General features: G+C 65.0%; 22 protein-coding genes. 13 read left to right on the top strand and 9 right to left on the bottom strand.

Translation table 11 applies throughout. The features are described from left to right. Positions 1-2: 2 nt before the first annotated feature. Together ACN9M2_RS10190 and ACN9M2_RS10185 are read left to right on the top strand one after the other, a co-directional pair. Entirely contained in the window at positions 3-2,135 is a 2,133-nt protein-coding gene (locus tag ACN9M2_RS10190; protein WP_426284627.1) for an HlyD family efflux transporter periplasmic adaptor subunit, read from the top strand. A 98-nt stretch (positions 2,136-2,233) separates the two neighbouring features. Further along, positions 2,234-3,367 carry a M23 family metallopeptidase gene (locus tag ACN9M2_RS10185; protein WP_426284626.1) on the top strand — a complete coding sequence of 378 codons (1,134 nt, stop codon included), beginning with the start codon at positions 2,234-2,236 and terminating at the stop codon, positions 3,365-3,367. A gap of 1 nt (position 3,368) precedes the next feature. On the opposite strand, the gene ACN9M2_RS10180 is transcribed toward ACN9M2_RS10185, so the two are convergent. From ACN9M2_RS10180 to ACN9M2_RS10170, 3 genes are all read right to left on the bottom strand, one after another. Then, positions 3,369-4,211 (bottom strand): class I SAM-dependent methyltransferase, encoded by an 843-nt coding sequence (locus tag ACN9M2_RS10180; RefSeq protein WP_426284625.1) that lies wholly within the window; start codon positions 4,209-4,211, stop codon positions 3,369-3,371. Between the two features lie 78 nt (positions 4,212-4,289). Continuing rightward, positions 4,290-4,802, bottom strand: a complete 513-nt coding sequence (locus ACN9M2_RS10175; protein ID WP_426284624.1) for a cytochrome P460 family protein — start codon at positions 4,800-4,802, stop codon at positions 4,290-4,292. 19 nt (positions 4,803-4,821) lie between these two features. After that, on the bottom strand, positions 4,822-5,880 hold the full coding sequence (locus ACN9M2_RS10170; RefSeq protein ID WP_426284623.1) for an alpha/beta fold hydrolase: 1,059 nt from the start codon (positions 5,878-5,880) through the stop codon (positions 4,822-4,824). A 389-nt stretch (positions 5,881-6,269) separates the two neighbouring features. Here ACN9M2_RS10170 and ACN9M2_RS10165 point away from each other — a divergent pair, with 389 nt between their 5' ends. From ACN9M2_RS10165 to ACN9M2_RS10145, 5 genes are all read left to right on the top strand, one after another. Next, positions 6,270-6,899, top strand: coding sequence for a hypothetical protein (locus ACN9M2_RS10165; protein WP_426284622.1), 630 nt, complete (start codon positions 6,270-6,272; stop codon positions 6,897-6,899). 129 nt (positions 6,900-7,028) lie between these two features. Then, entirely contained in the window at positions 7,029-7,535 is a 507-nt protein-coding gene (locus tag ACN9M2_RS10160) for a ferritin-like domain-containing protein (protein WP_426284621.1), read from the top strand. Positions 7,536-7,719: 184 nt separating this feature from the next. Then, the gene (locus ACN9M2_RS10155; RefSeq protein WP_426284620.1) at positions 7,720-8,475 is read left to right on the top strand and encodes an SAM-dependent methyltransferase; all 756 of its coding nucleotides are present in this window, start codon (positions 7,720-7,722) and stop codon (positions 8,473-8,475) included. A gap of 165 nt (positions 8,476-8,640) precedes the next feature. Continuing rightward, positions 8,641-8,964 carry a hypothetical protein gene (locus ACN9M2_RS10150; RefSeq protein ID WP_426284619.1) on the top strand — a complete coding sequence of 108 codons (324 nt, stop codon included), beginning with the start codon at positions 8,641-8,643 and terminating at the stop codon, positions 8,962-8,964. Between the two features lie 76 nt (positions 8,965-9,040). Beyond that, positions 9,041-10,750, top strand: a complete 1,710-nt coding sequence (locus ACN9M2_RS10145; protein ID WP_426284618.1) for a tetratricopeptide repeat-containing diguanylate cyclase — start codon at positions 9,041-9,043, stop codon at positions 10,748-10,750. Positions 10,751-10,754: 4 nt separating this feature from the next. On the opposite strand, the gene ACN9M2_RS10140 is transcribed toward ACN9M2_RS10145, so the two are convergent. The 3 genes from ACN9M2_RS10140 to ACN9M2_RS10130 all read right to left on the bottom strand — a co-directional run bounded on the left by ACN9M2_RS10140 (position 10,755) and on the right by ACN9M2_RS10130 (position 16,105). Further along, positions 10,755-12,968, bottom strand: a complete 2,214-nt coding sequence (locus ACN9M2_RS10140; RefSeq protein ID WP_426284617.1) for a TonB-dependent receptor — start codon at positions 12,966-12,968, stop codon at positions 10,755-10,757. Between the two features lie 147 nt (positions 12,969-13,115). Further along, positions 13,116-13,892: a 3-keto-disaccharide hydrolase gene (locus ACN9M2_RS10135; protein WP_426284616.1), complete on the bottom strand. Its 777-nt coding sequence runs from the start codon at positions 13,890-13,892 to the stop codon at positions 13,116-13,118. Between the two features lie 50 nt (positions 13,893-13,942). Next, entirely contained in the window at positions 13,943-16,105 is a 2,163-nt protein-coding gene (locus ACN9M2_RS10130) for a TonB-dependent siderophore receptor (protein ID WP_426284615.1), read from the bottom strand. A 127-nt stretch (positions 16,106-16,232) separates the two neighbouring features. Here ACN9M2_RS10130 and ACN9M2_RS10125 point away from each other — a divergent pair, with 127 nt between their 5' ends. Together ACN9M2_RS10125 and ACN9M2_RS10120 are read left to right on the top strand one after the other, a co-directional pair. Beyond that, complete coding sequence (locus ACN9M2_RS10125; RefSeq protein ID WP_426284614.1) at positions 16,233-16,769, top strand: YaeQ family protein; 537 nt, start codon at positions 16,233-16,235, stop codon at positions 16,767-16,769. Positions 16,770-16,940: 171 nt separating this feature from the next. After that, positions 16,941-18,254, top strand: a complete 1,314-nt coding sequence (locus tag ACN9M2_RS10120; RefSeq protein ID WP_426284612.1) for an epoxide hydrolase family protein — start codon at positions 16,941-16,943, stop codon at positions 18,252-18,254. Here ACN9M2_RS10120 and ACN9M2_RS10115 read toward each other — a convergent pair. Beyond that, positions 18,223-18,630, bottom strand: a complete 408-nt coding sequence (locus tag ACN9M2_RS10115; protein WP_426284611.1) for a hypothetical protein — start codon at positions 18,628-18,630, stop codon at positions 18,223-18,225. The two genes, ACN9M2_RS10120 and ACN9M2_RS10115, sit on opposite strands and share 32 nt — an antisense overlap. After that, positions 18,627-19,226: an RNA polymerase sigma factor gene (locus ACN9M2_RS10110; RefSeq protein ID WP_426284610.1), complete on the bottom strand. Its 600-nt coding sequence runs from the start codon at positions 19,224-19,226 to the stop codon at positions 18,627-18,629. Before ACN9M2_RS10110 ends, ACN9M2_RS10115 begins: the two co-directional genes overlap by 4 nt. A 111-nt stretch (positions 19,227-19,337) precedes the next feature. On the opposite strand from ACN9M2_RS10110, the gene ACN9M2_RS10105 reads away from it, so the two are divergent. Further along, positions 19,338-19,676 (top strand): hypothetical protein, encoded by a 339-nt coding sequence (locus tag ACN9M2_RS10105; RefSeq protein ID WP_426284609.1) that lies wholly within the window; start codon positions 19,338-19,340, stop codon positions 19,674-19,676. Then, on the top strand, positions 19,673-21,178 hold the full coding sequence (locus ACN9M2_RS10100; RefSeq protein ID WP_426284608.1) for a serine hydrolase domain-containing protein: 1,506 nt from the start codon (positions 19,673-19,675) through the stop codon (positions 21,176-21,178). The genes ACN9M2_RS10105 and ACN9M2_RS10100 overlap by 4 nt, the downstream gene beginning before the upstream one ends. A 5-nt stretch (positions 21,179-21,183) precedes the next feature. Here ACN9M2_RS10100 and ACN9M2_RS10095 read toward each other — a convergent pair whose 3' ends face one another. Continuing rightward, positions 21,184-21,750, bottom strand: coding sequence for a DUF924 family protein (locus ACN9M2_RS10095; protein WP_426284607.1), 567 nt, complete (start codon positions 21,748-21,750; stop codon positions 21,184-21,186). 164 nt (positions 21,751-21,914) lie between these two features. Between ACN9M2_RS10095 and ACN9M2_RS10090 the strand changes: the two genes are divergently transcribed. Both ACN9M2_RS10090 and ACN9M2_RS10085 read left to right on the top strand, forming a co-directional pair. Next, positions 21,915-22,181: a hypothetical protein gene (locus ACN9M2_RS10090; protein ID WP_426284606.1), complete on the top strand. Its 267-nt coding sequence runs from the start codon at positions 21,915-21,917 to the stop codon at positions 22,179-22,181. Positions 22,182-22,190: 9 nt separating this feature from the next. Then, on the top strand, positions 22,191-23,117 hold the full coding sequence (locus ACN9M2_RS10085; protein ID WP_426284605.1) for a Dyp-type peroxidase: 927 nt from the start codon (positions 22,191-22,193) through the stop codon (positions 23,115-23,117). Positions 23,118-23,282: the final 165 nt, after the last annotated feature.

Genomic DNA, 23,282 nt, shown 5'->3' with positions numbered 1-23,282 from the left:
CGATGTCGGCCGTGCCTGCGATGGGTGCGATGGGTGGCATGGGCACGGCGCCGCCGCCGTGGCCCGCCTTGCGCGATGAGTTGAACATCCACACCGCCGGGCGCAATCGCGACGGTTCGCCGGCATGGCATCTTTCGGACCCCGTGCGCAACCAGTTCTTCCGCATCGGCTGGCTCGAATTCGAGTTCCTCCAGCATTGGGCGCTGGGCGATCCGCAGCGGATCGCCGAGGCCGTTGCCGCCAGCACCACGATGACGCCGGAAGCCGACGACGTGCTGGAGTTCGCGCGCTTCCTGCAACAGCAACAACTCACGCGCGGCGCCATGCCGAAGCGGCGGACGTCGGCGCTGCACTGGTTGTTGCAGAACTATCTGTTCATCCGCATTCCGCTGGTGCGCCCGGAACGCTTCCTGCGTCGCACGCTGCCCTTCGTCAGCTGGATGTTCGGCATGCGGTTCCTCGTGGTCACGCTGTTCGCGGCCGTGCTCGGCCTGCTGCTGGCGGCGCGCCAGTGGGATGTCGTACAGGCCAACCTGCGTGGCGCGATGAGCTGGGACGGCGTCATCGCCTTCGCCGGCGCGCTGGTCTTTTCCAAGTGCTGGCACGAGTTCGGCCACGCCTTCATGGCCACGCGGTTCGGCGTGCGCGTGGGGCACATGGGTGTGGCGTTGCTGGTCATGTGGCCGATGGCATACACCGATACCGGCGAGAGCTGGAAGCTCGAAGGCTCGCGTCGACGCCTGGCCATCGCGTCGGCCGGTGTCATGGCCGAGCTGGTGCTCGCCGCATGGTGCACGCTCTTGTGGTCGTTCGCGCCGGAAGGCAACTTCAAGAACGCGCTGTTCTTCCTGGGCACGACGGCCTGGGTGCTCACGCTGGTGGTCAACGCCAGCCCCTTCATGCGTTTCGACGGCTATTTCATCCTCGCCGACGCGCTGGATTACCCCGGCCTGCACGAGCGCGCGGGACGCTGGGCGAAGCGTTGGGTGCGCTTGCGCCTGCTCGGCATCGAGGACCCCCGGCCGGACGCGGTCTCGCCGCGTTTCGCCGGCTTCCTCACCGCGTTCGCGTTCGCGACGTGGCTGTACCGCCTGACCCTCTTCGTGGGCATCGCCGTGGTCGTCTACCACGCCTTCTTCAAGGCCCTGGGCCTGATCCTCTTCCTGGTGGAAATCGTGACGTTCGTGGTGAGGCCGATGCTCAATGAAGTGCGGATATGGTGGGCGCGGCGCGCGGAAATCCGCTGGCTGCGTGTGCGCCGGCGCCTGATCGTCCTGGGCGTGGCCGCGCTGGTCGTGCTGGTGCCCTGGTCGGCGAGCATCACCGCCGATGGCATCGTGGAGGCGGGATTCGAACAGCCGGTGTTCACGCCTTTCGCCGCGCGGATGGAACGCGTGAGCGTCGCCGACGGCACGCACGTGACGGCGGGACAGTTGCTGTTCGAACTCAGCGCACCGACACCCGAGGACGAGCGGGCGAAGGCCGATGCGCTGCGCGACGCTTACGAGTCCACGGCGCGCGGCGCCATCGCCCTCGACCGCGACGGCGTGGCCAAGCAAGTCGTGGCCGAGCGCATGGCCGACCAGTACGATGTGCAGCGTCGTGCCAGCACGTCGGAACTGCATCGCCTTCGCCTCACGGCCAGCGAGGACGGCATCGTGCGCGACCTCGATCCGGCGTTGCAGGCGGGCAGCTGGGTATCGCCCGGCTCGCGCATCGCGACCGTGGTGGGCGGCACGCGCTGGCGGGCGGAGGTGCTCGTCTCGGAAGCGGACCGCGCCCGGCTGGTTCCTGGTGCTTCCGCCACCGTCTACCCGCATGGCCATTGGCAGCCGTTGCATGGCCGCGTCGTGGCGGTGGACGATGGCGCGCTCGAACACCTGCCCAGCCTGCTACTGGCGAAGAACCACGGCGGACCGATCCCGCTCAATCCGACGGCGCCGGCGAAAGAAATGCGCCCGGCGACCGTCTGGTACCGGGTGCGCGTGGAAGGCGAGGGCTTGTCCGCTCCGCTCGCGGCCGAACAAGGTGTCAGCGTGCGCATGCAAGGCCGCCGCGAAAGTTTGGCCCGGCGCTGGATCGACAGCGCGTTGCTGATCCTTCTGCAACAGACGGGACTGGGCAAGGAAGGCTGAGCCAGGTTGTCTTTCCCCGCTTCCGAACCGCTACTATCGGGCACGGTCATCACGGGGGGTAAGGAATGCGCGCATGGATATGGGTGGCAGGCGTGGCAATGACGATGGGTACCGGCGTCCAGGCGGGGACGGTGCCCGATCCGGCACCGGTCGAAGCGAGGGTGCCTTGGGCACCCACCGTGTTCACCGGCAGTGATGGCGCGCGGCACTTCGCCTACGAACTGCACCTGACCAATTTCTACGGCGACACCGGCCCGTTGACCCTCGACGACCTGGACGTGTTCGCCGACGATTCGACGCGGCCCCTGCTACACCTGGACAGTGCGGGGCTGGCCGCCGTCGCCAAGCCCGTGCCGAAGGAAGGTGCCGCCGCCGTCGTCGTCGATCCCGGCAAGAGCGGCATCGTCTATCTATGGCTCACGCTTCCCGAGGGAACGCCGGTGCCGAAGCAGCTGCGGCATCATGTGGACATGACGGCGAACGGTCATGCCTACGCGGTGGATGGCGTCGAGGTGGCGGTGTCGCCGACGGCGGCGCCGGTGATCGGTGCGCCCCTTCGCGGCGGCCATTGGCTGGCCCATGAAGGTCCGGGTGCATTCCGCTCGCATCACTGGGGCAGCATGGTCGCGATCAACGGCAGCCTGACCGTTCCCCAACGCTACGCGATCGATTTCGTCGGCGTGGACGCTTCGGGACGTGCGATCAAGCCGAGCGTGAAGGACCTGCAAGCGACACGATACGCGGACTGGATCGGCTACGGCGCGGAGGTCATCGCCGTCGCCGATGGCGTCGTCACCGGCGCGAGGGATGGCGAGGAAGAGCACGCACCGCTGAAGCCGCAGCCGGAACCGGCGTCGCTCACCACCGACGGCCTGTTCGGCAACTACGTGGTGTTGTCGATCGGGCCAGGGCAGTACGCCGGTTACGCCCACCTTGCCAAGGGCAGCGTGCGGGTGAAGAAGGGCGACCACGTGCGCCGTGGCCAGGTGATCGGGCGGTTGGGACAGTCGGGCAACTCCGCCGCGCCGCACCTGCATTTCCAGTTGGCAAACGCTCCGGACTTCCAGGGCTCGGAAGGCATCCCGTATGTCTTCGAGCGGGTCGACCTCTACGGCGAGGAAAGCGAGGCGCAGCTGTTCGGGCAGGGCGATCCGTGGAAGGCGGCACCGCCGAGCCATCGCCAGGCGCAGTTGACGCTCGATGGCATCGTGGTGGGCTTTCCGGACAAATAGCTCAACGGCGCGTCGCGAACACGCCGTCCAAGGCCAGTTGCGCCTTGAAGCCGGCGTGTTCGAGGCGTTTCGCGACTTCGCGCGGCACGTCGCGGCCACTGGTCAGCTTGTTGGGGCTGCCCGTGTAGTGGAACAGGCGCCCACCGCGGCGCAGGACACGGGCGAGCTGGGCGTAGAACGCTTGCGAATACAACTCGCCGGCGATGCCGAAGCGCGGCGGGTCGTGCAACAGCGCGTCGACCGACGCGTCGGGCACCTGGAGGATTGCCTGGGTGACGTCGCCATGGCCGAATTGCAGCCTGCCGCCGTCGTCGGGGGCGTCCGGATCGGGAGACCACGGGTTGAGCGTGCGCAACCAGAGCACGTCCGGATTCTTCTCGAAGGAAAGCACCCGTGCCGCGCCGGCTTCCAGGCAGCAGGCGGCGAAATAGCCTAGGCCGCCGCAGGTGTCGAGCACCACCTTGCCGCGTGGTTCCACCAGCGCCACCTTGCGCCGCGCGTCGTCGATCGGCGATTCCTTCGACGTGGGCAGCATCTTGATGCCGTCGATCTCGAAAGTGGGCGCACCCCATTCCGTGGGTACCAACTTGATGAGCGACCCTGAAAAACGCGATACCGGCTCGAAACCCTCGCCATCCCAGTAGTAGATCGTGCGGTCCTTGAGGCGCACGGGATACGGATAGCGCGCGTCACGCCATTGCCAGGTGTCCTCGTGCAAGGCCGCCCGGGCTTCCGAGCGGCCCAGGTCCAGCGATCCCGTCCATTCCTCCGCGCCGGCGTCACGCGAGGCCGCCAGGGCCTCGGCGACAGGGCGGGTAAGCAGCGGACCGGCGTAATGCGACACGAAGGGAATCTCCTGGCTCCGCGGCGATACGGCGGGCAGGAACGATAGGCAATCGCCGCGGAAAAGTCACCCGCGGCCTTACTGCGCGTAGCGTGTGAACACATAGTCGTGGTCGCGCACGAGCGCCTGGTGGCAGGCGAAGCAGGTACGGTGCTGGGCTTCGTCGACCGCCTTGCCATCGACGAATCGTCCGAATCCCCATCCGCCGGTGGACGCGTATTTCTTGCTGTCCTTCACCATGACCTGCACGGTCGTCGCCGCACCAGGCACGGTCGCCGAGGCGAACTCTTTCGAAGGCGTTCGCTTCCATGCCAGCTTCACCAGGATCGTCCCGTCCGGGAAAGGCAGGTTCGCCTGGCGATAGGCGTCCACCGCTTTCGGGTTGCCGACGACGGCGCGCAACTCGTTGAGCGGTGCGTCCTCGAGGGCGGGGGCGATCAACTCCCATTGCCGGTATCCCGGCGGAATGGTGACCCCGTAGATGGGCGATGCCGAGGGCGGCTTCACATCCTCTTTCGCACCCGACACTTCCACCAGGGCGAACAAGGCCACGAGCGCGACGATACACGACAGGAGATAAGCCGGTCTCATGCGATGACTCCGCTCGTTCTCAGGACCGGGCCACGTCGATGACCGCCTTGGCGAAGGCCTGTGGCGCTTCCTGCGGAAGATTGTGGCCGATGCCACCATCGATCAGGCGATGCTCGTACTTGCCGGAGAATCGCTTCGCATACGCGGACGGATCGGGGTGCGGCGCGCCGTTGGCATCGCCTTCCATGGTGATCGTAGGCACGCCGATGGACGGAAAAGTGGCCAGCTTCGCTTCGAGCGCGTCGTAGCGTGCTTCGCCTTTCGCCGCGCCGAGGCGCCAGCGGTAGTTGTGGATCGAGATCGCGACATGATCGGGGTTGTCGAAGGCGCTCGCCGAGCGCTGGAACGTCGCATCGTCGAAGTGCCACTTCGGTGATGCCTGTTCCCAGATGAGATGCGCGAAATCATGCGTGTACTTCGCGTAACCGGCCTCGCCGCGCTCGGTGGCGAAGTAGAACTGGTACCACCAGTTCAGCTCGGCCTTCGGCGGCAACGGCGCGCGGTTCTGTTCCTGGCTGCCGATCAGGTAGCCGCTCACGGACACGAGCGCCTTGCAACGTTCCGGCCACAGCGCGGCGACGATGCAGGCCGTGCGTGCGCCCCAATCGAAGCCGGCCACCACGGCCTTGTCGATCTTCAGCGCATCCATCAGGTCGATCACGTCCTGCGCGAGCGCGGCTTGCTGGCCGTTCCTCGGCGTGTCGGCCGAAAGGAAACGCGTCGTGCCATAACCACGAAGGTAGGGAACGATGACGCGATATCCGGCGGCGGCGAGGATCGGTGCCACCTCGACGAAGCTGTGGATGTCGTAGGGCCAGCCATGCAGGAGGATGACCGGCGTACCGTTCGCGGGGCCGTCCTCGGCGTAGCCGACGTCGAGGCTGCCGGCCTTGATCTGCTTCAGCGTCTTGAAGGAAGTCACGGTACCTCCGGTGGTGGTTTTCTTCGCGGGAACCGCCGGCGCCGCATGGGCGGCCGACATCGCCGTCGAGGTGTTCAACACGAATGGTGCGGCGGCGATTCCCCACGCGGTGGCACCAAGCCACCTGCGCCTCTTCTGGTCGACGGCTTCCGTCATGGCATTTACTCCGGGCAGGTTAAGCGGCCACACCGTTGCGGCCACGTGTCGCCCTAATGTAGTTGGCCGCCGCGCGATTGATTGCAGCTACTTCCGGTGGTTTTGAAACCGCATGTAACGGTTTGGCCGCCAGATACATTGCGTTACAAAAAACACCGCGCCCCGGTGGGAGCCGTTACCGCCAGCCATTTCCATCATTGACGCGGTCGGCGTGGATGCCCAGCATGCGCATGAGGGGCCGGCAGCACGAAAGCCTGCGGCGGATCTGTTCTCCATCCAGCATGAACCGCTGGCCGGAGTGATCGATGCGTGCGAGGCATTCGACCAGCGGAGGCCGGGCTGGATCAAGGTGGGACTACAGCCCGGGCACGCCCCGGCCGAGGACGGGAATGACTGACCACGAAACGCCTCGCGCACTAGGTGAAGCCGGCTTCCGGCGTGAAGCCGCGCATGCCTTGAGCACGCCACTGGGAAGCCTGCTATTGCGGGCGGAACTGATCGACCACTACCTGCGTCAGGACAAGGTTCCGCAGGCACGCGAGGCGGTGACAGCATTGCTTCGCGAGTTCGACGCCTTTGGCCGTCACTTCCGTTCAGCCTTCGCCGCGATGGCTGATATCGCCGAGGAAGGCGCGGAACCTGGCAATCCACGAGAGTGCCTTGCGGAGGCCATGGTGAAGATGGGTGACGAAGCCGTTGCCATCGGCTACCGCGGACTCTCGCCGTCCGTGGCGATGCCAGCGGCCGCCTTGACGGTGCTGATGCGGCGTCTCGCCCTGCTGGCCGCGGCGACGCACGCCAGCGATGTGACGCTTAGCGGTACGCGCTCTGGTGACGAGTGCGTGCTTTCGCTGACAGGCGTGGGAGGCGACCCGGTGGCGGAAGAAAGACAACCCTTCGAATCCGAGCGCAGCCTTCACCTGTGGACCGCCAGGGAAATCGTCGCCCGCCATGGTGGCCGGTTGGTGGCCGCGGAAACCAGCGACACCATCGTCCGGGTCATCCTGCCGATCGTCTAGGTTCCTGCGGATGAGGACGTCTGGCGACATGGGGCAGGGCGGCGTGTGCGAGGCATTCACGCGACGCATCTGATCGCGTGACAAACCGGTCCGTAGCATGCGTGCTTTCCAACCAACGCGGAGATCACCATGGCGGTGAAAACGATCGAAGACCTCTTCATTCATGAGCTCTCGGATATCTACAGCGCGGAAAAGCAACTGACCAAGGCATTGCCGCGTCTCGCCCGCGCCGCGACGGCGCCCGAACTGAAACAGGCATTCGAGACGCACCTGGAGGAAACCCAGGGACAGGTGGAACGCATCGACCAGATCGTCGACGCGCTCGGTATCCGGCTCAAGCGCATCAAGTGCGCGGCGATGGAAGGCCTCGTGGAGGAAGGCAAGGAAGTGATCGAGGAAGTCGAAGCCGGCGCATTGCGCGATGCGGCCCTCATCGGCGGCGCGCAAAAGGTCGAACATTACGAGATCGCCTCGTACGGCACGCTTTCGGCGATTGCGAAGCAACTCGGCTATCAGGATGCCGTGCCCTTGCTGCAGGCCACGCTCAAGGAAGAAAAGGCGACCGACGAGAAGCTGACGATCTTGGCCGAGCAGGTGGGCAACCAGCGCGCCGCCGAGAAATCGAAAGCCGCCTGAGCCACCGAAACGCCATGACGCCCCGCGGCGCTTCGAAGGGAGGCCGCGGAAGCGTCAGCGGCACCGATTATGGGGGGCGGCGACTGCTGCCTTCGTAATCACGGCAGCGCGCGAATTGTCTTACTATCGCGCGATGAATACATCGCAGTCACAGCGTGGACGGCTCGCATGCGTCGGCATGGGCATGACCCTGGGTTCCCACCTGACGCCGCTGGCCCGTAGCCACATCGAGCAGGCGGACGTGGTGTTCGCGGCGCTGTCCGACGGCATCGTGGAGGCGTGGCTGCAACGCATGCATGGCGATGTGCGCAGCCTGCAACCCTACTACCGGGAAGGCAAGTCGCGCATGACGACCTACCGCCAGTGGGTCGACCTGATGATGACCGAGGTGCGGGCCGGCAAGCGTGTCTGCGGCGTTTTCTATGGCCATCCGGGCATCTTCGCCTGGTCGCCGCACAAGGCGGTCGAGGTCGCCCGGGCAGAGGGCTTCGTGGCGCACATGGAGCCCGGCATCTCCGCCGAGGATTGCCTCTACGCGGACCTCGGCATCGACCCGGGCCGCTTCGGCTGCCAGCACTTCGAGGCCAGCCAGTTGCTGTTCTACGAGCGCCGCATCGATCCCACGGGCTATCTGGTGCTGTGGCAGGTCGGTGTCGTCGGCGACAGGTCGCTGGCACGGCTCCGCACGGACGGAGCATACCGGCAGGTACTCGTGGACGTGCTGGGCCACGACTATCCACTGGACCACGAAATCATCGTCTACCGCGCAGCGACACTGCCCATCCAGAAGCCGGGCATTCGCCGCATACCCTTGCGCGATTTGCCGCACGTTCCCCTGGCTCCCGAGGAAACGGTGGTCCTTCCGCCGGCCACCGCCTTGAAGGCGAACCTCGCCATCCGGGAGCGGCTGGCCGCCCTGGACGCATCGGCCGAGCGCTGAAGACACGATTATTCACGAAGGTCTTGGAGGCACGGCTCGGCTCGGCTTCGCCATCGGTTTTTTGCATCGAGGCAGGGGAGCCGAGTGAATGCGCGAAGAACCTAAAGAAAAGCCGGGAGTTGCCGTCACAGTGTGAAAGCGCTCGCAGGGAGCGGGGGGAATCCCATGTCGGATACGATCGAATTGCTGGAGGCCATCGGCCGCGACGCGTCGCTGCGCCACATATCGGCGGAGGACCTGGCCGACCTCCTGCGCCAGGTCCAGGCGAGCGAGGCACTCACGAAGACTGTGGTCTCGGGCGATCGCTCGTGGTTGTCCGAGGAGTTCGGGACCATCCTCATGCACACGACGCACATCTCCCAGATCCCCGCTCACGAGGACGATGACGACGACGAGCCGGATCACGACGAGGACGGCGACGACGAGGGGGACGACGAGCCGTCATGCCCTCCGGCAGGTGCCCGCGACGAACCGGGTCCGCAGCCGTAGCGATGTGGCCATGCCCCGGGCGATGAGCCGCTTCCGGTCACGCGCGACAGGCGTCGCTCTGGCCTGGTGTGTGCTGGTGTCGCCGTGCCCCGCCACGGCGTCCCTAGCGGCCGATCCGTCGGCGTTCCTCGAACAGACGGAGGCCCTGCGCACGAAGGACCATCCGCGATTCGTCGAGAGACTGCAACAGATACGCCGCGAAAGTCCTTCGCTGAGCAAGCCGCAGCAATGGCATCTGCGTTATCTGGACGCATGGGAAACCATGTTCGAGGGCGATTACACGCGGTCCGAGGCCCAGCTGCGTGACATCATCGACCATTCCGGCGACGTCACGCTCGCTGCCAAGGCATCGGCATTGCTGCTGAGCAATCTTGGCGCCAATCGACGATACGACGAGGCTTTTGCGCTCGCCAATCGCCTGGTGGACGACCTGCCACGAATCGACGATCCGCTGGCACGCTCGATGTTGCTGATGAACCTGTCGCAGATGTTCAACCTGGCTGGCCAGACCGACCTGGCCATCCAGTATGCCGGCATGATGGAAAGCACCGTCCCTCCCGGTGAAACCCAGTGTTATCCCTTCTCCATGCGGGCCGCGGCGCTCAACAATACCGGACGGCTGACCTCGTCCAGTCCTGAGCTGTCGAGGGCCATCGATGCCTGCGTCGCTGCCGGGCAACCGATCCTGGCCAATACCATGTGGCTCGTCCTCGGCGATCGCTTCATCGAGGAAGGGCAGCCGCGCAAGACGCTGGCCCTCCTGGACCGGATCGGACCGGGCATCCGCACCAGTGAATATTACGCGCACCTGCTTTCCTCGCAGGTGCAGCGGGCCAGGGCGAACGAGAAACTCGGCAACGTGGACGATGCCAGGAAGGCGGCACTCGGCGCCCTGGCGATGAGTGACGACGCCGAGATGAGCGAGTGGATGCGTGACGCCTATGGCGTGCTTTACCGGATCGAGAAAAGGCAAGGCCACGCCGCGGCGGCGCTATCGTATTACGAACGCTATGTCGCCCAGGACAAGGGTTACCTGGACGACATCACGGCGAGGGACCTCGCGTTCGAACTGAGCAAGCAACATCTGCTCACGCAAAAGCTCGAGACGGAGCGGCTCGCCCGGCAGAACAGCATCCTTCGCCTGCAGAAGGCCCTGGAGACCCAGGCGGTCGAGACCAGCCGGCTGTACATCGTCCTGCTACTCCTGTTCCTCGCGTCCGTGGTGTTCTGGCTGTTGCGGACCAAGCGTTCGCAGCTCCGCTTCAAGAAGCTGTCGTGGCACGATGGCCTGACCGGCATCTTCAACCGCCAGCATTTCATGAACGAGGCTGCGCGCATCCTGCGTTTGCTGGAGAAGCGCGCGGGCCACGCTTGCCTGGTCTTCATCGACCTCGACCATTTCAAGCAGATCAACGACACCCATGGCCATGCCATGGGCGATCTCGTGCTCAAACATGCGGTGGCCATCTGCGGCCAGCAATTGCGTCCTGGCGATGTGTTCGGCCGTCTGGGCGGTGAGGAATTCGGCATGTTGCTCGTCGGGTGCCCCAAGGAGCGGGGCATGCTCATCGCCGATCGTATCCGCATGGCGATCGAAGCATCGCCGGTCACCGAGGAAGGCTGTGTCGTGTCGTTCTCCACGAGCGCCGGCCTTGCCGCCACGGCGACGTGCGGCTACGACTTGCAACGGCTGTGCCGGGAAGCGGACATGGCCCTTTACGAAGCAAAGCGTGCCGGACGCAACCGCGTGATGGCGGATACGCCCGGCAGCCTTGCCGAATCCTAGGCGATCAGAGGTCGAACGAGGCCGAGACGTAGAACGTGCGAGGCGCGCCCTGGGTCAGGTAGCCGCCGTTGGCGGAGGCCCAGTAGCCCTTGTTGGTCACGTTCTGCACCGTGAGGCGGAAGGTCACCGGCACGCCCTCGATGTGCGTCGTGGTGCGGGCACCGAGGTCGTAGGTCGTCCACGCCGGTATGTCCAGCGTGTTGGCGGTGTCCAGGTATTGCTTGCCCGTGCGCACGGCGCGGGCGCTGAGGGTGACATCCGGCGTGTTCGGAATATCCCACTCCACGCCCGCATTGGCCTGGAAGCGCGGCACGCCGATGCCGTCGTTGCCATCGTTCAGGCCGCCCTGGGTCTTCACCAGTTCGGGCTTGATGTAGTTGGCGCCTCCCAGCACGCGCACGCCATCGACCGGCTGGCCGAAGAAGCTCCACTCGATGCCACGGTTACGCTGCTCGCCATCCACCACGAAGGTGTTGGCGCCATCGACATAGGCGCTGGGCTGCTTGATCTGAAACAGGCCGAGGCTGCTGCCGATCGTGCCCGCGTCCCACTTCACGCCGATCTCGTTCTGCTTGGACTTGTATGGGGCGAAGACCTGGCCTGCATTGGTGACCGGCCGGTTGTTGAAGGTTTCCGGTGCCTGGTCGCCCTGGGTCAGCGCCTCGATATGGTTGGCGTAGATCGACCACTGGTCGGCAAGGCGGAAGTTCACGCCGGCGATGGGCGTGGTCGTGTACTGCTCGTATTCGGAGTTCTTCGCGCCATCCACGCCGTCGACCGCATAGGCATAGCCGATGGTATGCAGTTTCTGGCGGCGGGCGCCGAGCGTCACCTGCAGGCGGTCGTCCATGAAACCGAGCGTGTCGGATACGGCGAGGCTGCGCAGCTGCGTGCGGCCGGTGATGCCGGGATCGCTGATCGGGCCGACGTCGTAGGCGAAATCGGGCACCGGCGCATAAGTGGGCGAGTAGATGTTGGTATGGATCGGGTCGAGCGATCCGGCATAGGCGGCTTTCTTGCGGAAGCTCAGGGCCGAGAAGCCGACGTTCACCCGGTGGGTGACCTCGCCGGTGTCGAAGTGCGCGTTGAAGCCGGCTTCGCCGGTGGCGGTGTCCGCGATGTAGGGCACGGTGAAGCGCGATTCGGTCGCGTTGCCGGCGGTATCCACGAGCGTCGGGCTGACGTAGTCGCCGAACTCGTTGCCGTGGTGCGCGCCCGCCGCCACGTAACCGGTGAGCCACGGGGCGAAATCGTATTCGGCGCGGACCACGCCGAAGGTATCTTCCAGCGAGGAGTTGGACCAGGGCTGGGCATAGTTGGTCTTAGCTGACGGCGCGCGCGGCACGCGATCGAGGCCACTGGCATAGACCACCGAGCGGCCACCGGTGATGACCTGTTTCTGGTAGCCGATGTCGGTGGTGATACGCAGCTTCTCGCCCTGGTAGTCGAAGGCGACCGAAGCGGCCGTGACGCGGCGCTGCTCGCCGTCGATGGCGGTGTTGCCGTCACGATGGACGGCATTGACGCGCACGCCGAAGGCATCGCCGGCGCCGAAGCGGCGGCCGATATCCACGCTGCCGCCCACCTGGCTGTCGCTGCCCCAATCCAGGCCGACGCGGGTGATCGGCTGCGCTTCCGCGCGCTTGGGTGCGATGTTGATATTGCCACCGACGCCGGAGCCGGACGGGCTGATGCCGTTGAGGAAGGCGCTGGCCCCCTTGAACACTTCGACGCGGCTGACCAGTTCCGGCGCGAGCAGTTGGCGGGGCAGCAGGCCATAGAGACCGTCGAACGCGATGTCGTCGCTATAGACCTGGAAACCACGGATGGTGAAGGTCTGCGAGAAATTGCCGTAGCCGAAGCCGGTACGTACGGCGGGATCGTTGGAGACCACGTCGCCGAGGGTGCGCGCTTGCTGGTTGCGGATCAGCGTGTCGGTGTAACTGGTGATCGCGAAGGGGACATTCATCGAGTCCTGGTTGCCCAGCACGCCGAAACGTCCACCGCGGGCGACCTGCCCACCGGCGTATGCGGCGGTGGGTGCGGCGACGTTGGCTTCCACCTGCACACCGGACAGGGTGGTGCTGTTGTCGCGCGCCTTCTGCTGCGCATCGGTGCCGTCGGCGGCATGGGCCGACGGCACGAGCAGCAGGAGGCCGGCGAGGGCGGCCGTGACGGAGAGGGTGAGGACGTGGCGGCGGAACGGGACGGTGGACATGGAACCCCCAGCGGACATCGAATATGTGAATGCGAATGTAAATGAGAATTGATCTCAAGTATGACGCATTCTTCACGTGCTGCAAAGCAACGCGATGTCGCGGGGAGCTGCCCCTGAGCCCATGGGGCGCAACGCCCCGGGATTTATTCAGTCCAGCGCCCGCACCCAGATGTTGCGAAAGCTCAGGGGTGGCGAGCGGTCGCCATGTGCCTGCAGCTTGATCGCCGTCTCGGCGTGCGCGGTGTACTTGGGCTTGCCGACGTGGACGGTCTCGCCGGAGAGCCGCGTGTGGTTCTGCACCAGCACGCCGTTATGGAAAAGCGTCACATAGGCTGGCGATGTCAGCACGCCGTCGGCACTGAAGACGGGCGCCGTCCAGATCACGTCATAGGTCTGCCACTCGCCCGGCGGCCGCATCGCATTGACCATGGGCGCCGCCTGCTTATAGATGCTGGCCGCCTGTCCGTTGACGTAGGTCGCGTTCTTCCATGAATCCATGATCTGGATTTCGTAGCCCTCGTCGCCAGGCCCTGTGGAGGCGAGGAACAGACCGCTGTTGCCGCGCTCCTGGCCATCGCCGGAGATGTCCTTGGGCACCTGCCATTCCAGGTGAAGCTGGTAGTCCTTGAATCGCCGCCTGGTCTGGATGTTGCCGGACGCCTTGTCGACCGTCACCACGCCATCGTGCACCTTCCAACGCGCGACCGAATGATCCCTCGACGACTCCCATTGGCTGAGGTCCCGGCCGTCGAACAGCACGATGGCATCGGACGGTGGTGCGCCGTCGACACGTCCGGGCGTCACCACCTCGGGTACGGGCTCCCACTGCTCGGTCGCCTTGGGATCGGCCTGTGCCGGCGTGGACGAGGGCAGGGCCGCTGCCAGCACAAAGAGAAGCGGGACAGTCGCGCTTTGCCGTTTCACGGGGGGTTCTCCAGGCAAGTAGGGAGCCAGCCATCGATGATGACGCAACTTCAGAAGAACCTGTAGTTGAAGCTCACCGTGAAACTGCTCGGCGGGGCGTAGTAAAGATTGCTGAACTCGTCGAGCACGAAGTATTTCCGGTTCAACAGGTTGTCCGCGTTCACCTGCAACGACGCCTGCTTTCCGATGGCGTAGCGGGCCATCGCGCTGAGCAGCATCACCGAGGACTGGTCGAGCCGCTGCGGGCCGCTCGGACCATCGACCTGGGCATGGCTGGCCGATTGCCAGTTGGCGCCGCCGCCGATCGTCAGACGGCTCCATGCGCCGGGCAGGCGATACGTGGTGAACAGGCGGATCAAGGTACGCGGCAAGGCCGTACGCAGCGCGCCACCGTTCTGCGGCGCCTTCACGTTGAAGTGCGACCAGCCGAAGGTGCCGTTCCAGGACTCCGACATGTCGCCCGAGACTTCCAGTTCATAGCCGCGCGACGTCGTCCCGTTCACCGCGTTGTATGCCTGTGTCCGCCCATCGGGCAGGTACTCGCCCACCGCCGCCTCCGCCACGTTGTCCTGCCGGGTCTCGAATAGGGTCAGCGAGGTGTTCAACGCGCCGTCGAAATGACGGCCCTTGATGCCGACCTCGCGGCTGCTGCCGAGCACGGGATCGAGGAAGCCGCCGTCGGCGCGGCGGTTGCTTTGCGGGTCGAATATCTGCGTGTAGCTCGCGAACGCCGAGTACGTGCCGTCGATATCGTAGATCAGGCCGGCATACGGCACCGTCTTCGCATGTTCGTGGTGATACACGCCGCTGGTGCTGTCGTTGGTGTCGTTCTTCCAGCGGCTGTAGCGGGCACCCAGGATCAGTTTCAACGGATCGGCCAATGACAGGCGCGTTGCCGCGTAGATGCCGCCCTGGTCGGTATGCGCGGCGCTGTACGGCGTCTTGTCCACGGCGAAGTCGGGATAGGGATAGCTGCCGTTCCATTGCAGGAAATTGCCGACGCCCGGGAGATCGCCATGTTCGCGTTCCCATGAATCCTGCGTGTAGTGCGACCCGCTGACACCGACCACCAGTTCGTGCTCACGGCCCCAGGCCTGGAAAGGACCGGACGCGTAGACGTCGAGCAGGTTCTGCCGGCCGGCGTCGGTACCCCGGTAGGCGTAAGGCGTGATGCCCTCGCCGGTCTCCCGGTTGGGGAACCCGTAGACGTAGAACAGCGCGTCATCACCATCGGTTTCGCGGCGGCTCGCCATGACCCGTAATTGCCAGCCGTTGTCGAAGCTGTGCTTGAGGTCGGCGAAGGCGGTCCGGGTCGTGTTGTCCCAGTAGGTCCAGTCGGCCGCACTGGTGAACCCGCGTGGCCATTCGATGAAACCGCCGGTGTCGTCGAAGACGGGATACGAACCCCAGGTGACACCCTTGGGCGTGGTGCGCTGGTAGTCGAAGCCCACGCTGAGCACGGTATCGGTGCCCAGGTCGGCGTCGACCACGCCGTAGAACACGCTCTTCTTGGTGCTATAGCGATCGAGGTACGAATCGCCGTCCTCGTAGGCGGCCACCACGCGGCCACGCACGCTGCCGGAGGCATTCAGTGGCGAGGAGATGTCGAACGTGCCCCGGCGCGTATCCCACGACCCATAGCTGAGGGAGGCGTCTGCCTGAAGCGTACGGCTGTCGGCGCGCTTGCGCACGAAGTTGATCATGGCCGAGGGACTGCCCGCGCCGCTCATGAGGCCGGTGGCGCCGCGCACCACTTCGACGCGTTCGTAGATGGCGGTATCCAGGCTGCCGTCGGCGGAGCTGGAGTTGAGGCCTGCGGCGATGGGCACGCCGTCATAGGCCATGTTCTCGATCTGGAAGCCGCGCGCATAGAACACCACTCGCTCGGTGTCGTAGGCACTCGATGAAACACCCGTGGTGTTGTCCAGCACCTCGCGCACGTTGGTCAGGTTCTGGTCCTCGATGCGTTGTTCGGTGACGACGCTGATCGATTGTGGCGTGTCCTGCGGCGTCAACGACAGGCGGGTGGCGGCGGAACTCTGTTCGGCGGCATAGGTGGGTGCGCGCTGGCCCTTGACGGCGACGGCGTCGAGCGTGGTGGCGGCATCCGGGATGGTGGTGGTCGACTGTGCGAATGCGCCGAGAGGCAGCGCCGCGGACAGGCAAACGGCGAGCAAGGTCGGCCGCGGCCGATGGGAGTGGGTCGGGAACATGTGGGTAGCCCCTAGGCATTGGACGAAGGGCACCGATGGGGCCCGCGTGGTACACGCGACTGGCTTGCTAGGGGCTGGCTGGTCGTATCGCGGCCGTATTCTACATAATTCGTGTACGCTTCAACCCATGGCACTTAAATCCACGGTCTTCAAGGCCGATCTGCAGGTCAGCGACATGGACCGGCATTACTACCAGGCACATGCGCTGACCATCGCCCAGCATCCGTCCGAGACCGACGAGCGGATGATGGTCCGGGTACTCGCGTTCGCGTTGAACGCGGATGACGCCCTGGTCTTCGGCAAGGGGCTCAGCTCGGACGACGAGCCGGACCTCTGGCGCAAGGAGCTGACCGGCGAGGTCGACTTGTGGATCGAGATCGGCCAGCCGGACGAACAACGCATCCGCCGCGCCGCTGGCCGCTCGAAGCGCGTGATCGTCTATACCTATAGCGGGCGCAGTGCCGAGGTGTGGTGGAAGAAGACATCCGCCGCCGTCGCGCGCACGAAGAACGTCTCGGTGATCGATGTCGCGCCGTCCACCGTGGAAGCGCTCGCGGCGTTGACGCAACGCTCGATGCAGATCCAGTTCATGGTGCAGGATGGCCAGGCCCAGGTCATCGGCGGCGATGCGGTGGTTCCGGTGGAGCTGACCACGCTTGCCTGACGAACCCGGTATACCCCGCTAATACCTATGGTGTAGTGCTTCATCAAGAGGCGCTTGCTAAGCTCGCGAGCGCCGGCCACCGCTCACGGACCCAGCGGATCTCGAACCACGGAACCTGTCCATTCCCATTGCGTTCTCGCCATCGCGAAGAACCATCGGAGGAGTGTCGTCATGTCTTCAGAGTTCGCTTCATTCGGTCGTTGGCATTTCCTCACCGCATCCGCCATTTTCGGTGCGACAAGCATCTTCCTGCCTTCCGTGGCTCATGCCGGGACCGCACCGCCCGCGGAAAGCGCGTCGATCCGGCCTTTCCCGAAAGTGCACATCCCCGACGAAACCCTCGCGGACTTGCGCCGGCGAATCGCCGCGACCAAGTGGCCCAAGAAGGAGACGGTGACCGACGCGACCCAAGGCGTGCAACTGGCCACCATGCAGAAGCTGGCCGCCTACTGGCAGTCCGATTACGACTGGCGCAAGGTGGAGGCGAGATTGAATGCCTTGCCGCAATTCGTCACCACCATCGACGGCGTGGACATCCATTTCATCCATGTCCGTTCGAAGAACAAGAACGCGTTGCCAGTCATCATCACCCACGGTTGGCCGGGCTCGATCATCGAGCAACTGAAGATCATCGACCCGCTGACCAATCCCACCGCACATGGCGGCAATGCGTCGGATGCGTTCGACGTGGTGATTCCTTCATTGCCGGGCTATGGCTTCTCCGGACAGCCGGCGACCACCGGCTGGGACCCTCAGCACATCGCGCGGGCGTGGACCGTGCTGATGAAACGACTCGGCTATAAGCACTTCGTCGCCCAGGGCGGTGACTGGGGCGATGCGGTATCCGAGCAGATGGCGGCGCAGGTGCCACCGGAACTGCTGGCCATCCACACCAACATGCCGGCTACCGTGCCGGACGACATCGCCAAGGCGCTTTCGGCGGGAGGACCGCCACCGGCAGGTCTGTCCGCCGATGAAAAGAACGCGTACGAGCAACTCGATTTCTTCTACAAGCATGGCCTCGGCTACGCCCAGGAGATGACGAACCGACCGCAGACCCTGTACGCCATCGAGGATTCGCCCGTGGGGCTCGCCGCCTGGATGCTCGACCACGACGCGCGAAGCTACGAGTTGATCACCCGCGTGTTCGACGGGCAGACCGAAGGTCTGTCGCGTGACGACATCCTCGACAACGTGACGCTCTACTGGGTCACGAACACGGCCGTTTCGTCGGCGCGGCTGTACTGGGAAAACAAGCTCGCCTTCTTCGAACCGAAGCACCTGACCATCCCCGTGGCGGTGAGCGTCTTCCCCGACGAGATCTACGCGGCGCCGAAGAGCTGGGCAGAGAAGGCGTTTCCGAAGCTCATTCACTACAACCGGCTGCCCAAGGGCGGGCACTTCGCGGCCTGGGAACAACCCACGATGTTCGTCCAGGAGCTGAGGACGTCGTTCAAGTCCGTCCGTCAGGACGGCGCGCGATAACGGCCAGCTGGCGGGACACCCAGGACAACACCACGCAGGCGAGTCCCGCCAGCACCCAGCCCGACGCAGGCTCACCGGGTTGCTGGAATGCCTGCCAGTAACGCGCCCCGTAAATCACGGCCGCGCCGACCAGCGCGACGGCGAACACGGCCAGTAGCACGCGTGAGAGCGGCCGCTCGATGCCGCCTTCATGGCGGGCGACGTGAGCCGCTGCCCGGGCGACGAAATCGCCTGGCGGGGCGCCGACGGGCTGGGATATCACGGCGCGGGCCACCTTGCGGTACTCAAGCGCGAGCGGATCGAGGTCGGACGGGGTCTGTCCGAGCGCCGCGCGCATGCCGCGCTCCTGGGCTTCCCACTCTCGTTCGTCATTCATGCTCGTACTCCCACGCACGATTCCAGTATCTCCCGCAGCATCCGGCGGCTGCGGAAAAGATGGCTCTTGATGGTGCCCTCGGCCATGCCGGTCACCCGGGCGATCTCGCCGATCGGCATTTCTTCCAGATGGTAAAGCGTCAGCAGCGTCCGCTGCACCGGTGGCAGGGAGTCGATGGCTGCATGCAATCGCGCGCTCATCTCCTCGTCGGCCACGGCAGCCTCCAGGTCGAACCCGTCGCCGACCCGTTCCGCCAGGGTGTTGCCTTCGTCGTCGCCCGATGACTCGACCAGGGGAATGCGCTTGCGCTCGAGATGCCGCTTGGCCACCGAGTACGCCACCTGCGCGATCCAGGACTTCAAGGCGCTCTCGCCACGGTACTGGTGGAGCGACTGGTGTATGCGGAGGAAGACTTCCTGGCAGAGCTCCCGGGTGTCGTCCGGGTGCCTGACCATGCGGTCCACCACGTGCCAGCACAGGTTCTGGTACTCGCGCACCAGGCGTTCGAACGCTCCGGGCTTGCCGGTCAGGACGTCGCCGGCCAGGGCAAGATCGGTGGCGATCGCATCGGCGAGAGTTGGGGGCGGGATGGACATTCCCCTATAGGGATACGTCGGCCGGGCCATCGGTTGCAATCGATTTGCTGCAACCGGCGGCTTCCCGGCCGTATCTCCTTGGCTGTATCCATCCCACAGGACATCCGAACCATGGACTTCGCGCTCCTCATCCCCATCACCATGTTCGTCTGCATCGCCTATTCGGTGAAGGTCGTCGTCGACGCCTATACCCGCCGCCGGATCGTCGAGTCGCGAGGATCCGAAGACATGGTCCGTTCGCTCCTCGAAGGCGAGGCCGCACGGCGGCGCCACGCATCGTTGCATTGGGGCTGCGTCCTAGTCGCCCTGGCGCTCGGCTTCGGCCTCGTCGAGGCGACCGGCGTGGATCATGCGACGCCCGGCGTCATCGGCTTGCTTCTCGGTGCCACGGGCCTGGGCAACCTCGCCTATTACGTTTTCGAGCGCCGCGGGGCCAAGGCAAGCGCATGAACCGCCTCCTGGCCCTCGGTTCCCTGTTGCTGGCCGTGGTGCCACTGGCGTCGCGTGCCGGACCGCCGTCCGATTTCGCCCCGTTGGCGGCTTTCATCCAACAGACGAAAGACGCGACCGCGTTGCCCTCGGGAACGGCCATCGCCGTCATCAAGAACGGCGAGGTCGTCTACGAAGGCTATTTCGGATACTCGGACATCCAGGCGGGGACGCCGGTCACCCGTGATACGGTGTTCTATATCGCCTCGGCGACCAAGCCGTTCTTCGCCTTGAACGCACTGCTCCAGGAAGATGCCGGCCAGCTGGACATGCGCATGTCGCTGCACGACATGTTTCCCGAAGGACGCTTCACGGGCATCGACGCCCACGCGGTGACCGTGAAGGATCTCCTGGTGCATACCTCGGGGGTGGACAACCAGCCCCTGGTCTGGGCGACGGCATACAGCGGTATCCATGACGAGCGTTCGCTTCTGGGGCTGGTGTCCGCGTCTTATCCCGATGAGAAGGCGGAACGCGGAACCTTCAAGTACACCAACGTCGGATACAACATCCTGAGTGTCTGGCTCGACCGCCACGGGCCGGTGCCTTGGCAGGAGCAACTGGAACGGAGTGTCCTGCGTCCACTGGGCATGCGGCGGACCTCGGCCTCCATCGGCAAGGCCGAGGCTGCGGGCTGGACGTTGGCCAAGCCCTATTCGTTCGCCAGTGCCCAGCCGCGCCAACCCTTGTATATAGCCAAGTCGGACGCGACCATGCACGCGGCGGGTGGCCTGGTGTCCACCGCGCCGGACCTCGCGAAGTTCCTGATCGCGGAACTCGCGTCGGGGCGGCGGCAGGCAATACTACGGAAGGTGATTCGCCGCTCGCATGAAACACAGGTCGCGTTGACGGCGAAGTACATGGATTTCTCGCGCACGGGCTACGCCTGGGGCTGGTACACCGGCGAGTACAAGGGAAGGACGATGCTGCACCATTTCGGTGGATTCGCGGGATTCCATGCGCATCTGTCCTTCATGCCGGACGAAGGCATCGCCCTGGTCGTGCTCAACAATGAGGATGTCCTTGGCGCGCAGTTGGCCAGCCTCATCGCCGACTATGTCTACGGCAGCCTGCTAGGCGAGCCGGATGTCGTGTCGACCGTGTCGCGGCGGTTCGATACGTTGCGGACGAAGGCGGCGAAGGTATCCCTCACGGCGGCTCGGCAGCGAGAGACGATCCAGGCGCGTGCCTGGGCGCTGTCCCGTCCGCGTACGGAGTATGCAGGGACCTATTCGAACGAGCTGCTCGGGGATATGACCGTTCACCTGGACGAAGGCCGGGGCATGGTGATCCGCTGGGGCAACGTGCAGGCCGTCGCCACCGGCGGTGAAGCACCGGATCGGGTCCGCGTGGAGTTCGCGCCCAACTCGGGCGACTTCCTCGACTTTCGCACGGCGAACGGGTCGGTAACCGCCATCTCGTTCGGACAGATGGTCTTCAGGAAATCCTCCGGGGAAGGATAGGCGCGTCAGCCGGCGAATCCGCCACCGTCGAGGTATGCCTGTTCCTCCGCTGTCGTCTCCCGTCCCAACTCGTGATTGCGGTGCGGGAAGCGGCCGAAGCGTTCGATGATGTCGTGATGGAGCTGCGCATACGGTACGTAGGTGCCACCCAGCGCGCCGAACAACTGCAGGGACAGCCGCTGGTCGGCCGCGTCCTCGGAATGTTCGAAGGGCAGGTAGCAGAAGGCGCGCAGGTCCGCGTCGATGGCGCTGTCGAATCCACGCTGTAGCATGTGCCGCGCCACGAATCGCGCGAGCGGATCGGTGGCATACATGTGCGCGCAACCGCGAAAGGCATTGCGTGGAAACTGGTCGAGCAGGATCAACAGGGCGAGGCATCCATCGGCGCTGTCGAGCCAGGCGTCGAGTTCACGCCGTGCCGCCGCCATGTGCGCCGCCAGAAAATGATCGCGGAAGATGCGGTCGAAGACGGCATCGTTGGTGAACCACCGGCCGTAGCCGGCGTCGCGCCAGAAGCGCAGTACGCGTTCCGGTGTCTCCGGCGGAGCGAGGGCGGGAAGGGGTTCGGTCATGTCGGTCACCTGCTCGTGGAACATGGAAGCTTACCGAGAAATTGGCGAATTGACTCCCGACTGTTGCGCCCCGGGCAACGCCATGTGTACGCTGGCGCATATACCGTGTCTTTCGTTAACGACCTAGCATCCTGGGGCCATGAACAAGCAACCGGGAGAGACCGATGAACGAGTCGTTCGCCAAAGACATCGCACCACTTTTTACCGATGGCGATACCCGGTGCATGGGAGGCATGGGCGTCATGCTGCGCGAATTCGATTACATGGCCGACCCGACGGGCGATGCCGCGTATCCGGATCACGCGAATGCGCGCCATGTCCTCGCTCGTTTGAAGGGTACCGAGACGCCACGCATGCCGCCAGGAGGTGAACCGTGGGACGACGACAAGATCGGACGGTTCGAGTCCTGGATGGGAGAATGGCTACCTTGAGGAATATAGGTGACTGATACCGTCGTTTCCCAGCCCGTCGCCGCGAAGCTCACCCATGCCGCGATCTTCCTGGTCGTGACGCTGGGCCCCGATCCGCGCGGCGACGAGGCCGTTCGCGAACTCTGCGGCGATATGGCCTCCCTGCTGCGCGGGATTGGTTTTCGCCATCCCGATCGCCGTCTTTCCTGCGTCATGGGTTTCGGCTCGGCGGCGTGGGACCGCCTGTTCGGCACGCCGCGCCCCGCGTCGTTGCACCCGTTCCGGGAGCTCCAGGGCGTACACCACGCACCGTCGACACCTGGCGACCTGCTGTTCCATATCCGGGCGACGCATATGGATCTCTGCTTCGAGTTGGCCAGCGAGGTGATGTCGAGGATCGGTTCCTATGTGACCACGGTGGACGAGGTGCACGGCTTCAAGTACTTCGATGAGCGCGACCTGCTTGGCTTCGTCGACGGCACGGAGAATCCCGTGGGCCCCGATGCGGCCACCGCGACCATGATCGGCGAGGAAGATCCGGCATTCACCGGCGGAAGCTATGTCATCGTGCAGAAATACCTGCACGACCTGAAGGCATGGAATGCGATTCCGGTGGAGCAACAGGAGAAGATCATCGGCCGCCGCAAGCTCTCCGATGTCGAGCTGAGGGAGGCCGACAAGCCGTCCTACGCGCACAACGTGCTGACGAATATCGAGGAAAACGGCGAGCAGCTGCAGATCGTGCGCGACAACATGCCGTTCGGCGAAGTGGGGAAGGGGGAGTTCGGCACCTATTTCATCGGCTACGCACGTTCGCCCGCCCGCATCGAACGGATGCTGGTCAACATGTTCATCGGCAATCCGCCCGGTAACCACGACCGCATCCTGGATGTGAGCAAGGCGGTGACGGGCACGCTGTTCTTCGTGCCGTCGGCGACGTTTCTCGCAAGCGTGTAGATCCGCTTTCCGCTACGACAGGTCCTTGAGGCCGGCTTGTGATCGAACCACTTCCTCAGGTCCGCGCTCGGGGCGATGTCCTTGGACCAGATGTCGTCTGCAGGTGTTTCGTAGACGCGTTTTATGGTCAGGCGTGGCTTGCGCATCATCGTGTCATCTTCCTGG

It is taken from the genome of Luteibacter sp. E-22 (assembly GCF_049913125.1).
Lineage (GTDB): Bacteria > Pseudomonadota > Gammaproteobacteria > Xanthomonadales > Rhodanobacteraceae > Luteibacter.
Note: the sequence above shows the minus strand (reverse complement) of the source record. Positions and strands in the feature narration are given on the sequence as shown.